Here is a 14,134-nt window from a genome sequence, read left to right as displayed (position 1 = left end):
CGCCATCGGTTCGAAATATCGCAATGCCGGCCAGACTTGCGTGTGCGCCAATCGCCTGTATGTGCAGGCCGGTGTCTACGATGCCTTTGCCGAAAAGCTGGCGGTGGCGGTCGGCAAGTTGAAGGTGGGCAATGGCCTGGAGCCCGGCGTGACGCAAGGCCCGATGATCGACACCAAGGCGGTCGAAAAGGTGGAAGAACATATCGCCGATGCACTAGCCAAGGGCGGCAAGGTCGTGCTGGGCGGCAAGCGCCATGCGCTCGGCCACAGCTTTTTCGAGCCGACCATCATCACCGGCGTAACCCAGAATATGAAGGTGGCACGCGAGGAGACCTTTGGCCCGCTGGCGCCGCTGTTCAAGTTCGATACCGAACAAGAGGTGATAGAACGCGCCAACGATACCGAGTTCGGCTTGGCCGCCTATTTCTACAGCAAGGACCTGGGCCGTGCCTTCCGGGTGGGTGAGGCGCTGGAATATGGCATGGTCGGCGTTAATTCCGGCCTGATCTCGACCGAGGTAGCGCCGTTCGGTGGCGTCAAGCAATCCGGCCTCGGGCGCGAGGGTTCACGCCACGGCATCGAAGACTACCTGGAAATAAAATATCTTTGCCTTGCAGGAATATAATTTCCGCGCTAGCATAAATCCAATCGCGCTAGGTTTTGCGGCGCGAACCGATTCCTCCTCCTCTTCCCGCAATTGGCGCAAGCCGGCGGGAATTTTTTTGCCTGTTGAAATTGCGCCAAGACGTTGATCTGATTGATAACGGGGGCGGCCTGCACCGCCAGTTACGACGCTTGGCGTGCACCATGCAAAAACTGGTCCCAGGGTGGAATTTCGCCGGAAAAACGCTCGGCCAGAAAGTCGACCAGCAAGCGCAGGGCCAGCGGTTGATGCTGGCGCGACAGGTAGATCGCATGGATGCCGAAGGTGTCCACTTCATAGCCGGGCAATAGCTGCACCAATCTGCCGGCCTGTAAATCATCACCCAGGTAATAGCTCGGCAGCATGCCGATACCGGCCCCCGCCAGCACCGCCCGCCGTAGCACTGCCGTTTCATTGGTGTGAAAGCGCCAATCGACCGGAACCGTGATTGTTTCGCCATTCCGGCTAAACCGGTACTGCTTGCCGATACCGAACGCATGGGCAACGCAGCGATGCCGGCGTAAATCGTCGGGATGGTCGGGTTGGCCGAACTGCGCCAGATAGGCGGGGGATGCGCACAGCATGGAGCGGCATACCGCCAGCGGACGACTGATCATGGCCGGGTCCAGGGTGTTGGTGATCCGTATTGCCAGATCGACCCGATCGCCCACCAGGTCGGCCGCCTTGTCGCCAACCGACAAAATGATCTCCACTTGCGGGTGCAATTGCTGGAAGGCGATCAGTGCTGCCGTGAGCTGGGCGTCGGCAAAGGAGCTGGCGGTAGTGACGCGCAGGAGGCCCGTTGGCTCATGATGTCGCTCTGCCGCCAGATTCCGCGCTTCATCCGCCAGCTCCAGCAGCTGCTTGCACGACGGCAAGGCGGCCATGCCGGCATCGGTCAGACTGATTTTCCGGGTGGTCCGATGCAGGAGGCGCGCACCAAGCCAGTCTTCGGCTGCTGCCAGGTAACGGCTGGCCATGGCCACCGACATATCCAGTTGCTCGGCGGCCTGGGTGAGGCTGCCGCGACTGCTGACTTCCACAAAAACCCGCACAGCGCTTAGGCGATCCATTTTTGCATTTCAGGTAACAAATATTCAATTGATATGAACTTTATCAACCATACGGAAAGAATTACAGTTCGGCCCGTCGAAATTACGCATTCACATTGGGAATTCATCATGTTCAAGTTAAGCAAAATCGCCCGTTTTGTCCTGCCTGCGCTCACGCTGGGTGTGGTGGCTGCCAGCGAGGCTGGCGCCCAGCCTTCTGCGCCGCTGAGCATCAAGGTCTACAACGCCGACAGCAATAGCTTTCATGTCAATGCCGTGGTGGTCAGTGGCAAGACCGAGGCGGTGGTGATCGATAGCGGCTTTACCCAGGCCGATGCCCTGCGGGTTGCCGCCAATGTGCTCGATAGTGGCAAGACCTTGAAGGCCATCTTGATCAGCAATGCCGACCCGGATTTCTACTTTGGCGCCGAAGTGCTGAAGCGCTACTTCCCGCAAGCCCAGGTGCTGACCACCCCGGCGGTACGCGAGAAAATCGAGGCCAAGCTGGCGGGCAAGGTGGCATTCTGGGGGCCGAAGATGGGCGCCAATGCACCGGTGAAGCCGGTGGTGCCTGCGCTGCTGAGTGGTACCACCCTGAGCGTGGATGGCGAAACCATTGAAGTGCGCGGTACTACCGGCGAGCTGGCTCATCGCCCCTATGTGTGGATTCCATCAATCAGGACCATCGCCGGCAATATCGCGATCTTCGGCAATCTGCATGTTTGGATGGCGGATACGCAAAAGGCCAGCGAGCAGAAAGCCTGGCTGGCCCAGCTCGACGAAATCGAAGCGCTCAAGCCGACTACTGTCGTTCCAGGCCATATGGCACCGGGCACGGCGCTGGATATCAGTGCTGTACGCTACACCCGTGACTATGTGCAACGCTTCAGCGTCGAGGCGGCCAAGGCCAAGAACAGTGCCGAGTTGATTGCGGCAATGCAGAAAGCCTACCCACAGGCAGGCCTCGGCATGTCGCTGGATATCGGTGCCAAGGTGCACAAGGGCGAAATGCAGTGGTAAGCGGTGGTTGATGCTTGCGGCCTACTTGTTAGACGCCGCTGACTGCTCGCCAAGTACAAAACAAAAAACCGCACGGTTTGCTGTGCGGTTTTTTGTTTGACTGCAATCCTGGTCGGGGTGAGAGGATTCGAACCTCCGGCCTCTACGTCCCGAACGTAGCGCTCTACCAGGCTAAGCTACACCCCGAATGAGGGGCGCATTATCCCGATTCGAAAACGCGCTGTAAAGTCCGGGCGTTTAGCTGGTGCGATCTACGGCCAGACCGGTCAGTGCTCTCAGTGCGTCGCTGTGGATATTGGATGGCAGCATGGCGATTGCCTCGAGCGCCAGGCGAGCTTCGTCACGTGCGGCCTCCAGCGCGGCATCCAGCGCACCACTACCTTGCACGGCGGCCAATACCGCCGGGAAATTGTCGCGTTGCGCATGGGTAATGGCTTGGCGCACCACTTCCGCTTGCTCGGCGGTGCCAAGGCGCATGGCGTGGATCAGCGGCAGCGTGCATTTGCCCTCGGCCAGATCGTCGCCGAGATTCTTGCCGATCTCGCCAGCGTCGCCAGTGTAGTCCAGCACATCGTCGACAATCTGGAAGGCAGTGCCCAGGTGCATGCCAAAGCGCGCCATGGCGTCTTCGGTGGCCGCATCGGCCTTGACCAGCAAGGCGCCCAGTCGTGCGGCAGCTTCGAACAGCTTGGCGGTCTTGTAGCGGATCACCCGCAGATAGGCCGCCTCGTCGAGGTCGGCATCGCCAATATTCATCAGCTGCAATACCTCGCCCTCGGCAATGATATTGGTGGCATCGGCCAAAACCTGCATTACCCGCATATCATTGACGCTGACCATCATCTGGAAAGCGCGCGAATACAGGAAGTCGCCAACCAGCACGCTGGCGGCATTGCCGAACAGGGCATTGGCGGTGTCGCGACCGCGCCGCAGGCTCGATTCGTCCACCACATCATCGTGCAGCAAGGTGGCGGTATGGATGAATTCCACTACCGCAGCCAGCTCATGGTGATGCTGGCCCTGGTAACCCAGTGCGCCGGCCGATAGCAACACCAGTACCGGGCGCAGGCGTTTGCCGCCCGATGAGACGATATACTCGGCCACCTGGCGCACCAGCACGACATCGGAATGCAGCCGGCTGCGGATAAGTTGGTCGACTGCCTGCATATCGGCAGAGGTGGCGGATTTGACGAGTTCGATGGACACGGAAATTTCTGGGCTGGGCATGACAGACGGCGCGATTATAGCCGAGCCGGCCGTTCAGCAGTCTCTCGCTGGCTGCTTGTCGAAAATCTTGACCCAATTCAGTAACTTGCGTATATTCGCGTGCTCTTCGCGCTTTGCGTGGGGATTTACGTCAGGAGCTCAGTCATGTACGCGGTCATAAAAACCGGCGGCAAGCAGTACAAAGTTGCCATCGGTGAAAAACTTAAAGTAGAACAGATTGCCGCCGACATCGACACCCAGATCGTGCTTGAAGAAGTGCTGATGGTGGTGGACGGTGAAGCGGTTTCGGTTGGTACCCCGCTGGTAAGCGGTGCCAAGGTCCAGGCTACCGTGGTGTCGCACGGTCGTGGCGAAAAGGTCCGCATCTTCAAGATGCGTCGCCGTAAGCACTACCAGAAGCGCCAAGGCCATCGTCAGAATTTCACTGAAATTCGCATTGACGCCATCGTCAAGTAACAGGAGCGTACAGCCATGGCACATAAAAAAGCAGGTGGTAGTTCGCGTAACGGTCGCGACTCCGAGTCGAAACGACTGGGTACCAAGGTTTACGGCGGCGAATTGATTCCGGCCGGTTCCATCATCATCCGTCAGCGTGGCACCCGTTTCCACGCCGGTGAAAACGTTGGCATGGGCAAGGATCACACCCTGTTCGCCAAGGTGGACGGTTATGTGAAGTTTGTCGTCAAGGGCGCGCTCAAGCGCAAGACCGTCGTGGTCGAGCCCTACACCGGCGTCGAGGCTTAATCGCGCTGGATCAGCTGGCTTCGGCCGGCTGGGCGATTCGCTCCCACGGGGCGTTTCGCCTAGAATTCAAAGCCCTATCGCCAAGATAGGGCTTTTTCGTTTATTGCCCCCGTGCTTGCCGCCTTGCGGACCAGCCAATAACCACAGGAATGGCCTGCCCATGAAGTTTATCGACGAAGCCCGCATTGAAGTGTTTGCCGGCAATGGCGGCAATGGTTCGGCCAGCATGCGCCGCGAGAAGTTCGTGCCGCGCGGCGGCCCCGATGGCGGCGATGGCGGCAAGGGCGGCAGCATCTGGGTGGTGGCCGACAAGGACATCAATACCCTGGTCGACTATCGCTTCGTCAAGCAGTACCGCGCCAAGCATGGCGAAAACGGCCGTGGTGCCGACTGCTATGGCAAGGGTGCCGACGATATCTTCCTGCGCATGCCGGTTGGTACGGTAATCGCCGACAGCGAAACCGGCGAAGTGGTGGCCGACCTGACCCACGACGGCCTGCAAGTGATGATCGCCAAGGGCGGCAAGGGCGGCCTCGGCAATCTGCATTTCAAGACATCTACTAATCGCGCACCGCGCCAGTTCACCCATGGCGAAGAGGGCGAGCATCGCGAGTACAAGCTGGAACTGAAGGTACTGGCCGATATCGGCCTGCTCGGCATGCCCAATGCCGGCAAGTCGACCTTTATCCGCGCGGTGTCTGCCGCCAAGCCCAAGGTGGCCGATTACCCCTTTACCACCCTGGCGCCCAATCTGGGCGTGGTGCGTATCGATCACAACCGCAGCTTCGTCATCGCCGATATTCCCGGCCTGATCGAAGGTGCGGCAGAAGGCGCGGGCCTTGGTCACCGCTTTCTCAAGCATCTGGCCCGCACCGGCCTGTTGCTGCATATCGTCGATCTGGCGCCCTTCAGCGAAGAAACCGACCCGGTCTACGAGGCGCGCGCCATTGTCGAAGAGCTGCGCAAATACGACGAGGCGCTGTACCAAAAGCCGCGCTGGCTGGTGCTGAACAAGCTCGACATGATTGCAGAGGACGAGCGCCAGGCGCGCATCGATGCCTTCCTCGAAGCGTTCGGCTGGCCCAAGCAGGCGTTTGATCCGCTGGCGCCGCTCGACCCGATGGCGCAGCGCGTGTTCACCATCTCCGGCCTGACCGGCGAAGGCACCCAGCAGCTGACCTGGGCGATCATGGATTATCTGGAAGCGACGCGTGCGCAACGTCAAGAAGGCGCGCCGACTGAGGCCGAGGCTTTGCATGAGCCTTATGATCCGACCAAATCTTGATGCCAGATGCAGGCGATAGTGTTGATTGGCCCTCAGGCTAGCGGCAAATCGAGCTTCTGTAGGGCTCATTTGTTTTCGAGTCATGTCCGTCTCAATCTGGACATGTTGCGAACGCGGCATCGGGAGCGCGTACTGTTAGAGGCATGTATCGCTGCAAAGCAGGCAATGGTTATCGATAATACCAACCCCACTCGCGCCGATCGGGCGCGTTACCTGCCTGCGCTTAGGGCGGCAGGGTTTGGTGTCTTGGCGTATTGGTTCGACGATTCATATGAACGCTGTGCTGTGCGAAATGAGGCACGCGAGGGTCAAGCACGCGTGCCTGAGGTGGGCCTTAAACATTACTTCGCACGGTTTCAGCGACCGCGCATAGATGAGGGCTTTGATGGTGTTTTCCGGGTCCAGGCTGAAGGCGGTGATTTTCTAATAGAGGCGTGCCCAGATGAGGTTTGACGATCTCGACGATCGAATGCGCGTTTATGAAACTGCACATGATGTATGTGTAATGCCTGGCGTGTACATGGTTGCGCGTATTGATGGCCGTGGTTTCACCCGACTAACCAAAGATGTCTACAAGTTCGAGGCGCCTTACGATCCTCGTTTCCGGGACATGATGGTTGATACCGTCAAACACCTGATGCAGTGCGGTTTTAATGTCACTTATGGATATACACAGAGTGACGAAATATCGCTCCTGTTCCATCTGAGCGAAGATGCGTTCAACCGCAAAGAACGAAAGTGGAATTCGATTCTGGCTGGTGAAGCGAGTGCTTGCTTCAGCTTGCAACTGGGCGGCATTGCTGCGTTCGACAGCCGAATCTGTCAGTTACCGTCAGCGGCGCTGGTTGCAGACTATTTTGCTTGGCGCAATGAAGATGCTGCGCGCAACGCCTTGAATGCCCACTGTTACTGGACGCTACGCAAGCGTGGCGAAACACCACACCGGGCGGCGGCTATGCTGTCCAGGCTGGATGTTTCCGAGAAAAATGGGCTGTTGTTCAGCAACGGCGTGAATTTCAATGACCTGCCATTGTGGCAAAAACGCGGTATTGGTTTCTATTGGGAGACCATGGAAAAGCAAGGGTTCAATCCTAAGGCTGGCATCGCGACCACAGCATTGAGGCGGCAGATGAAAGTCGATATGGCATTGCCGATGCGGGAGCAATATCGGGATTTTGTGTTGGCGATGCTGAAATGAGCACTCAGTCGGAATCGTCTCTAATCGAGTTTTTTTCCGATAAGTTCAACCCGCTCGATCTTCCGCAGCTGGCGGAGTTGCTACGCGCCCGTGAATTGCTTGGCGCCTTTATTACCCTGTTCCATGGCAATGAAGAGCAGGTGCTGGTGCGCTTGCTGGTGTTGCGCGAGATCGGTGCGCGCGGCCACGAGCCGCGCTGGTCGCCGCAGCAATTGCAGGCGCATTTCGCCTATGTTGATCAGGTCAAGCTTGATACGGTTTTGCGACGCCTGCGCGAAAACGGGCTGTTGCAGTGGGATGCCGATGAAAGCCTGTACCAGATCGCCGAAACCGGACGAGTGGCGCTGGCAGCGCTGTCGACCTTGCTGGCGTTTGCCGACGAGGATGCCGAGCTCGGTTACCTGACCGCGCAAGCGGCTGGCCAGCAGCAGATGGGCAAGGTCAGCAACGAATCCTTGCAGCATTTGCTGGCGCGCTTGAAAGAGTTGCATCGTTATTTTGACGACGCGCTTGAGTCGCAGTCGGAATACCAGATCCGCAAGGCACAGGGGCGGCTGGAGTCGGTCTGGCGCTGGGTGCAGAAGGGCACGACCCTGACCCATGAACTGATGGCCGACGAGCAATATGATCGCCGCACACTTGATGCGGTGCAGGCGATCCATGAAGTGCAGTCGCGCCTGCTGCGGCTTACCGGCGTGTTCCAGCGCCGGCTTAATCAACTACAGGCGCAGCGCGTACACCTGGGCGAATCTGGCCTGACTTCCAGCGATATCGGCGAATGGTTACGTGGTGCCAGCCAGGCCGCTTTGGCAGGGCTTGCCAGCGGCATGCTCTGCTACCCGCCGCAGCTGGCGTTTATCACCCCGGATGAGATGGTCGACATGGCGGAATTCGAGCTGGTCGAGCGCGAACGAGCCGTGGCGGAAGCCTATGCCATGCCGGAAAAAAAATCGGCTCCGGCAATTGGCGCGCCGGAAGCCGAACGCCTGTTTGCCGCCGAAGCGCTGCATGGCTTTCTGGCCAAAGTGGTTGCGCCGACCGCCTTGCACGAAGGCATCGTCGCCGATAGCTATGTCGAAACCGCCTATCGCTTGTCGCTGCTGTCACTGATTGGTGATGCGGAAGCGGCGGTTGAGGACAGCGTGGTGGGCGATATCGTCAAGCTGCCACTCAGACTGGTGACGGACGGTACCGTGGTGGCGCTGGATCACCCGGAAGTCGCACATATCTCGCGGGGCGAACTGCGCCCGTCCGATGGTGAGTGAGTCCGTGCAAGTTGACGCAGTCGACATCCAATCTGCTGGTGAGCCGGGATCTCTTGCCACATACCACACCGACCCCGCACAAACCCGTGCCCGGCTGATCTCGCTGGGCGCGCCGTTGAAGGCAATGTCATGAACGACGCACTGTCTATTTTGTGTGCCCGCCTGATGGCGCACCGCTTTATTCCACGCAACGACCCATTGGCACGCCGTGCGCTGGTTGACGAGGAATTTCGTCACTCGCTCGATCAGCGCCTGGCTGAAGTAGGGCTGGTGCTGCTGGAGAACCCCTATGCCGAATTCCTTGCGGTGGGCCTCAGTAGCGAGCTGCAGCCCTTCGTGTTTGGCGAGGGCGACGCCTGGCTCAACAACAATATGAACCTGCCGCGAGATGCGGTGGCGCTGCTGGTGGTGCTGTGGGCGCTGATCATCCTGCCCAAGCGCGAGCGACAGATTGCTCGCGCCGAAAAAGACCAGGAGGGTCAGAGCGATATGTTCGGCGCGGAAAAGCCGCTGATGCAGGGCGAGGAGGTGTCGGTCGGCGTGCCGGAAGACGCCCTGTATGCCGACTTCCGAGACAAGCTGGGCGGCAAGACGCGCATGAACACCAATCTGGGCCAGCTGGCACGCCTCGGTTTTATCGAGCGCCGCAACAAGATCATTGTCGAAGGACCGCTGCTGGACCTGATGCTGGATTACGCCACATTGGCGCCGCGCATCATCGAGGGGGCGCTGGGCGAAGTGCTCAAGCGTCGGGCGGATGCGGTGGCAGATGCTGCTTAAAAGCAAACCTTAAACCACAGAGAACACTGAGAACACAGAGGTGGCTCAGAGGGAAAAGCAGAAAAACAAGCAGGGCGGCCCGTGCCAGCCGGTGAGCGAATTCGACCTGAGGCCAGGGGCTGGCACGACCCGCCCAGCCCTACGGTTTGCTCTGTGCCCCCTCCGGGTTCTCCGTGTTCTCTGTGGTTCAAGATTTCAGGAAGTTAAGGTTTTCAACCATGTTCCAATTCAGAAAACTGGAAATGCGCAACTGGGACTTCTGGCAGAGCATCGAAGTCCCGCTCGATGCCCAGATCGTCACCATTGTCGGGCCCAATGGCTCGGGCAAGACGACCTTGCTGGATGCCTTGCGCACCCTGCTGGCCCAGCGCTGTTCCGGTCGCCGCGATTACAAGCGCTACGTACGCAACAGCACCGAGCCGGTGGCCTGGCTGCGCGGCGTGGTCGACAACCCGCGCCGCGAGGGTGGCGGATTGTTTCCCTATCCCTTCTTTCCGATCACCGCCGACAAGGTCACGCTGTTCTGCCGGGTAAAAAAGCAGGGCGGTGACTGGGCGCGCCATTACGCTATTGCCGAGGGCGAGGTCGAGCTGTTGCCGGAAACCGAAGAGCAGCTGCGCTGGCTGGGGGTAAATGAATACAAGATGGCGCTGGAGCAGGCCGGTTTGACTCGTGCAATCGCCGAAGTGCTGGCGCTGGAGCAGGGCGACACCGACAAGCTGTGCGAATACAGCCCGAAAGCCTTGCTGGATCTGGTTTTCCAGGTCTTTGGCGACAAGCAGGTGCTCGATCATTATCAACAGGCCAAGGTTGAGCAGCGTGCTGCCGAGCAGGAGCTGGCCGAGCTGGAACGCAATCTCGATGGCCTCGGCGGCAAGGTCGAGCAGATGAAAGGGCGGGCCAATCGCCATCTGGAATGGCGCGGCCTGCAAGATGAAGTCGAACAGCTGGAAAAAACCGTGCTACCCGGCCTGCGCTATCTCGAGGCTTGGGATTCCCTGGCTGGCTATATGCGCCAGTACAAAGGCCAGCGTCGCTTGCTCCGGCAGAAGCAGGACGAGCTGGCAGTGGCCGATGCCAGTTACTACCGCTTGCACAGTTCGGCCGAGGCCTTGGTGGCTGGTGATGGCGATGCCAAGCAAGCTTACGACCGACTGTGGGAGCAGTTCCGCAAAGCTGGCGATGAAGCGCGTGATGCCGAGCGGGTCTTGGCTCAGCGCGACAAGCTCACTGCGTTGGCCGAGGCTGAGTCGGGCGCCGATGGCGTAGGACTCGCCGACACCTTGGGTCGCTTGCGCGACAGCAAGAACGAGCTTGATGCCCGCATCAAGTCCGCCAAGGAAGAGCGCCAGCAACTGTCCGAACTGCAGTTTGCGCTGCAGGGCGGTCGCCAGCCGGCCGAACCCTTTGTGCGCCAGATGCGTGCCGCGCTCGACGAAGCCGGCATCGCCCATCAGTTGCTGACCGAAATCGTCGAAGTGCGCGACAACAGCTGGCAAGAGGCTGTCGAGGCCTTGCTGTCGCCCTATCGCCATATCATTTTGCTGAACCGGGAAGCGGACAAGGCTGAGGCCTTCCGCATTGGCCAGCGCCTGCAATACCGGCATTTCATCGTGCCGGACCGCGAAGCCTGCCCTCGCGCCGTACCCGGCTCGGTACTGGAAGTGCTCGATTTCAAGGCGGAGGCACCGGGCTGGCTGAGCCGGCAGCTGAATAATGTGCAGCGGGTGAAGTCGGTCGAAGCGGGCGCCAGCGTGCAGGGTGATTGGATCACCCGCGAGGGCTACCACAAGGAGCGGCGCGGCGCGCGGCATATCGGCGTCAATCCGCGCGACCATGCATTTGGCGAAGCGGCGCGCTTGTCCCGGCTCGATGAGCTGACGCGGCGCTTGCGTGAAATCAACCAGCAGATTCTCGATTGGGAAGGTGAGTCGGTCGAATTGGGTCGCCAGATTGCCAGCCTGCAATTGCAGCTGGCAGGTATGGATGCGGTGCAGCAATTGGCCGCCCGCCGTGATGAGTTCGGCGCAGCACAAGCGGCCCTGCCGGAACTGCAGGCACAGGCGCAGCGTCTGGGTGGCGAGCTGGCCGATGCGCAAGCCGCCATGGAGCAACAGCGCAAGGAGGGTGAGGGCCTGCGCATGGCGCGCCGCGAAGCTGAACTGGCGCGTGATGCGCTGAACCGCGATGTGATCAACCTGTTGCGCGAAACCGATAGCCGCCGTGCCGAGCAGACCCGCAAGATCGGCGAGGCGCGCGAAATTCGTGCGAGCTTGATCGAGCAGGGCGTGCAGCCGCACAAGCTGGTTGGGCTGAAAGAAGAATGGGGCTCGATCCAGGCGGTGCGCCACGAAATCGAGCGCCAGTCTCAGCGCATCGAACAGGGCGACTGGGAGCGTGACGCCAGCGTGCTGGAGCTACGCGACAAGATTCAGCAAGACTACGATGCCTTGGCTGGCGAAACCTCGGCCCGTGCCCGCGAAGTTGCCCGAGCACGTGAGCTGACCGACGATGCGCGCGGTGCCTATATCAGCAAGCTGCGTGCGACGGTTCGTGCCTATGCGGCCAATGTAAAGCGCCTGGGCGAGCTGTCGGGGATTCATGTCGAAGTCGACATGCCGCAGTTCGAAAACGACGACGCGGTGCTGGCACAAGCCGGCCTCACCGTGCGGTTCGACTTCGACCAGAAAGGCATGATGGGCCTGAACGATGGCGAGGCGTCGGGCGGCCAGCAGGTGATGAAGTCGCTGATCCTGCTGATTGGCCTGATGATGGATGAGGCCAACCCATCGGGCTTCGTGTTCATCGATGAGCCATTTGCCCACCTGGACGTGCTCAACATCGACAAGGTGGGGGCCTTTCTCAAGGCGACCCAGGCGCAATACCTGATCACCACGCCGCTGACGCACAACCTCAATGCGTTCGCGCCGAGCGAGTTGACACTGTGTACTTATAAGAAGCGCCCGAGCGAGCGCTGGGCGCCGGTCATCACGCAAACGCGTCGGCGTCGTTGACCGACGCGCGCGGATACGAGCCAGCTTGAATGCCCATGAATCACGCAGACATCGATGCCTTTTGCCGTGCACTGCCGGGCGCAACCAGCGATATCAAGTGGCAAACGGAAAAGGTGTTCTCCATTGGCGGCAAGATGTTCTGCGTGATGGCTGAAAACCCGGCGCAGTCGACCCGTATATCGATCAAGGTCGCAGCCAACCGGTTTCTCGAGCTGACCGATCAACCCGGCATCCGCCCGGCGCCCTATCTGGCTCGCCATGGCTGGATACAGCTGGATGCACCAGACCGCGTACCGTCAGCTACATTGGCAGCGTGGCTGAGCGATTCGTATCAGCTGGTTCGCGCCAGACTTCCCAAGAAATTCCGCGACAGCCTGCCAGCCTGGCCGGGCACGCATCAACCTCAATAAGGCGAGCCGCTTAACCGGCCTCGAATTGTGATGAAACAACGCTTCCACTACTTTGCCACCTGCCCACGCGGCCTCGAAGACGTGCTGAGTGCCGAGCTGACCGAACTGGGTGCAGACGATGCCCGCCCAACCGATGGCGGCGTGGCCTTTGCCGGCGATTGGGCGCTGATGATGCGCGCCAATCTTGGCAGCCGGATCGCCAGCCGCATCCTGTGGCGTCTGGTGGAAAAGTCCTATCGTAGTGAAGACGATGTCTATAAGGCGGCCCGTGCCATCGAATGGCCGGAACTGTTCGATGTCAGCAAGACCATCAAGGTGGCAGTGACCGGCGTGGGCTGCAAGCTCAAGAGTCTCGACTTTATCGGCCTGCGTATCAAAGACGCGGTATGTGATGCCTTTCGTGCCAAGCACGATGCGCGCCCCAGCGTGGATACCGCTACACCCGAAATCCGCAATCATGCCTTTCTGACCGAGCGCATGCTGACTATCTATATGGATACCAGCGGCGAGGCCTTGTTCAAGCGCGGCTATCGCAAAGAGACGGGCGATGCGCCGTTGCGCGAGAATCTGGCGGCCGGCATTTTGCGCCTCACTGGCTGGAAGGTTGACGAGCCATTGCTCGACCCGATGTGCGGTAGCGGCACCTTTCTGATCGAAGCAGCGATGATGGCGCGCAATATTGCCCCAGGTCGCTCGCGCACCTTTGCCTTTGAACGCTTCAGTCGTTTCGATGCGGCGATGTGGGCAGATATCAAGGCTAAGGTGCTTGCACAGGAGCAGCCAAGTGCAATCACATATATATATGGCAGCGACGACACGCCTGCGGTACTTGATGCAGCGCGCGCCAATCTGGCCGCTGCCGGCGTGGCAGATGCCGTAGTGCTTGAAGAAGCGGACGCACTGGACCGGCCTGCGCCAGCTGAGGCGGGTGTGCTGATCTGCAATCCGCCTTATGGCATCCGCCTCGAAGAGCAGACCTGGCTGGACGCGCTCTACCCGATGCTGGGGCATGCCCTGAAGCAACGTTTCGCCGGTTGGCGCGCTTATTACTTTACCGCCGACTTGCGACTCGCAAAGTTGATACGCCTGTCAGCCAGCAAGCGAACCGTTCTGTTCAATGGCGCACTGGAATGCCGGCTGTTCGAGTACCGTATGGTGGCCGGTAGTAACCGGAAGTAAGCCTCTAGGCGAGCAATCCGCACTTACCAGAGCGCCTTAGCAATGAAAAACGCCCCGTGTCGGGGCGTTTTTCATTGAATCCGGACAGGTTTTGCGCCATTACCTGTTTGGCATCGAAGCATTCTTGCGACGATCGGCAAAAATCTTCCGGATTGCTGATATTGAAAATCAACGACTTACAAACTTTCTGAAGATTTTTGCGATTAGGGTGTTGACGGTTTTCGGGGTGGTGCGTATAGTTCGCTTCTCTGCTGCTGACGCAGACAAAAACGAAGCGAAACGAATGAGTGTAGCTGAGTTGATGTGCGAAGGCAAAT

General features: G+C 59.6%; 15 protein-coding genes and 1 tRNA gene. 12 read left to right on the top strand and 4 right to left on the bottom strand.

The features are described from left to right. Positions 1 to 625: aldehyde dehydrogenase family protein (locus tag ACE3OH_RS11475; protein ID WP_374352359.1), on the top strand; the 625-nt coding region annotated here is incomplete at its 5' end. Positions 626 to 786: 161 nt separating this feature from the next. Here the strand turns inward: ACE3OH_RS11475 and ACE3OH_RS11470 are convergent. Beyond that, the gene (locus ACE3OH_RS11470) at positions 787 to 1,716 is read right to left on the bottom strand and encodes a LysR family transcriptional regulator (protein WP_374352356.1); all 930 of its coding nucleotides are present in this window, start codon (positions 1,714 to 1,716) and stop codon (positions 787 to 789) included. Positions 1,717 to 1,824: 108 nt separating this feature from the next. On the opposite strand from ACE3OH_RS11470, the gene ACE3OH_RS11465 reads away from it, so the two are divergent. Then, on the top strand, positions 1,825 to 2,715 hold the full coding sequence (locus ACE3OH_RS11465; protein WP_374352353.1) for an MBL fold metallo-hydrolase: 891 nt from the start codon (positions 1,825 to 1,827) through the stop codon (positions 2,713 to 2,715). Between the two features lie 109 nt (positions 2,716 to 2,824). Here the strand turns inward: ACE3OH_RS11465 and ACE3OH_RS11460 are convergent. Then, positions 2,825 to 2,901 (bottom strand) — tRNA-Pro (locus tag ACE3OH_RS11460). A gap of 51 nt (positions 2,902 to 2,952) precedes the next feature. Next, positions 2,953 to 3,921 carry a polyprenyl synthetase family protein gene (locus tag ACE3OH_RS11455; RefSeq protein ID WP_374352349.1) on the bottom strand — a complete coding sequence of 323 codons (969 nt, stop codon included), beginning with the start codon at positions 3,919 to 3,921 and terminating at the stop codon, positions 2,953 to 2,955. A gap of 165 nt (positions 3,922 to 4,086) precedes the next feature. On the opposite strand from ACE3OH_RS11455, the gene rplU reads away from it, so the two are divergent. From rplU to ACE3OH_RS11405, 10 genes are all read left to right on the top strand, one after another. Then, positions 4,087 to 4,398, top strand: a complete 312-nt coding sequence (rplU, locus tag ACE3OH_RS11450) for a 50S ribosomal protein L21 (RefSeq protein ID WP_374352346.1) — start codon at positions 4,087 to 4,089, stop codon at positions 4,396 to 4,398. Between the two features lie 15 nt (positions 4,399 to 4,413). After that, entirely contained in the window at positions 4,414 to 4,686 is a 273-nt protein-coding gene (rpmA, locus tag ACE3OH_RS11445; RefSeq protein ID WP_374352343.1) for a 50S ribosomal protein L27, read from the top strand. 160 nt (positions 4,687 to 4,846) lie between these two features. Then, positions 4,847 to 5,971, top strand: a complete 1,125-nt coding sequence (gene obgE, locus ACE3OH_RS11440; RefSeq protein ID WP_374352340.1) for a GTPase ObgE — start codon at positions 4,847 to 4,849, stop codon at positions 5,969 to 5,971. Positions 5,972 to 5,977: 6 nt separating this feature from the next. After that, complete coding sequence (locus ACE3OH_RS11435) at positions 5,978 to 6,424, top strand: AAA family ATPase (RefSeq protein ID WP_374352337.1); 447 nt, start codon at positions 5,978 to 5,980, stop codon at positions 6,422 to 6,424. Then, positions 6,414 to 7,169 (top strand): tRNA(His) guanylyltransferase Thg1 family protein, encoded by a 756-nt coding sequence (locus tag ACE3OH_RS11430; protein WP_374352335.1) that lies wholly within the window; start codon positions 6,414 to 6,416, stop codon positions 7,167 to 7,169. The genes ACE3OH_RS11435 and ACE3OH_RS11430 overlap by 11 nt, the downstream gene beginning before the upstream one ends. Next, positions 7,166 to 8,434: a hypothetical protein gene (locus ACE3OH_RS11425; RefSeq protein WP_374352332.1), complete on the top strand. Its 1,269-nt coding sequence runs from the start codon at positions 7,166 to 7,168 to the stop codon at positions 8,432 to 8,434. Before ACE3OH_RS11430 ends, ACE3OH_RS11425 begins: the two co-directional genes overlap by 4 nt. A 129-nt stretch (positions 8,435 to 8,563) precedes the next feature. Next, positions 8,564 to 9,214 carry a hypothetical protein gene (locus ACE3OH_RS11420; RefSeq protein WP_374352329.1) on the top strand — a complete coding sequence of 217 codons (651 nt, stop codon included), beginning with the start codon at positions 8,564 to 8,566 and terminating at the stop codon, positions 9,212 to 9,214. Positions 9,215 to 9,432: 218 nt separating this feature from the next. Continuing rightward, positions 9,433 to 12,228 carry an AAA family ATPase gene (locus ACE3OH_RS11415; protein ID WP_374352326.1) on the top strand — a complete coding sequence of 932 codons (2,796 nt, stop codon included), beginning with the start codon at positions 9,433 to 9,435 and terminating at the stop codon, positions 12,226 to 12,228. 35 nt (positions 12,229 to 12,263) lie between these two features. After that, complete coding sequence (locus ACE3OH_RS11410) at positions 12,264 to 12,638, top strand: MmcQ/YjbR family DNA-binding protein (protein WP_374352322.1); 375 nt, start codon at positions 12,264 to 12,266, stop codon at positions 12,636 to 12,638. A gap of 30 nt (positions 12,639 to 12,668) precedes the next feature. Then, a complete protein-coding gene (locus ACE3OH_RS11405) occupies positions 12,669 to 13,817 on the top strand; it encodes a class I SAM-dependent RNA methyltransferase (RefSeq protein ID WP_374352319.1) in 1,149 nt (382 codons plus the stop codon). A gap of 4 nt (positions 13,818 to 13,821) precedes the next feature. Here the strand turns inward: ACE3OH_RS11405 and ACE3OH_RS11400 are convergent. Next, positions 13,822 to 14,134, bottom strand: a 313-nt coding sequence (locus ACE3OH_RS11400) for a hypothetical protein (protein ID WP_374352316.1), incomplete at its 5' end; no start/stop codon positions are given.

The organism is Chitinimonas sp. (genome assembly GCF_041904975.1).
Taxonomy (GTDB): Bacteria; Pseudomonadota; Gammaproteobacteria; order Burkholderiales; family Chitinimonadaceae; genus Chitinimonas.
This window is presented reverse-complemented; position numbering and strand designations above follow the sequence as displayed.

Excerpts from the sequence above, each read along its gene's own strand:
- obgE (WP_374352340.1), top strand. The coding sequence starts at position 4,847 with ATGAAGTTTATCGACGAAGCCCGCATTGAAGTGTTTGCCGGCAATGGC.
- ACE3OH_RS11430 (WP_374352335.1), top strand. The coding sequence starts at position 6,414 with ATGAGGTTTGACGATCTCGACGATCGAATGCGCGTTTATGAAACTGCA.
- ACE3OH_RS11465 (WP_374352353.1), top strand. The coding sequence starts at position 1,825 with ATGTTCAAGTTAAGCAAAATCGCCCGTTTTGTCCTGCCTGCGCTCACG.
- ACE3OH_RS11420 (WP_374352329.1), top strand. The coding sequence starts at position 8,564 with ATGAACGACGCACTGTCTATTTTGTGTGCCCGCCTGATGGCGCACCGC.
- ACE3OH_RS11435 (WP_374352337.1), top strand. The coding sequence starts at position 5,978 with ATGCAGGCGATAGTGTTGATTGGCCCTCAGGCTAGCGGCAAATCGAGC.
- rpmA (WP_374352343.1), top strand. The coding sequence starts at position 4,414 with ATGGCACATAAAAAAGCAGGTGGTAGTTCGCGTAACGGTCGCGACTCC.
- ACE3OH_RS11415 (WP_374352326.1), top strand. The coding sequence starts at position 9,433 with ATGTTCCAATTCAGAAAACTGGAAATGCGCAACTGGGACTTCTGGCAG.
- ACE3OH_RS11405 (WP_374352319.1), top strand. The coding sequence starts at position 12,669 with ATGAAACAACGCTTCCACTACTTTGCCACCTGCCCACGCGGCCTCGAA.
- ACE3OH_RS11425 (WP_374352332.1), top strand. The coding sequence starts at position 7,166 with ATGAGCACTCAGTCGGAATCGTCTCTAATCGAGTTTTTTTCCGATAAG.
- ACE3OH_RS11410 (WP_374352322.1), top strand. The coding sequence starts at position 12,264 with ATGAATCACGCAGACATCGATGCCTTTTGCCGTGCACTGCCGGGCGCA.
- rplU (WP_374352346.1), top strand. The coding sequence starts at position 4,087 with ATGTACGCGGTCATAAAAACCGGCGGCAAGCAGTACAAAGTTGCCATC.
- ACE3OH_RS11470 (WP_374352356.1), bottom strand. The coding sequence starts at position 1,716 with ATGGATCGCCTAAGCGCTGTGCGGGTTTTTGTGGAAGTCAGCAGTCGC.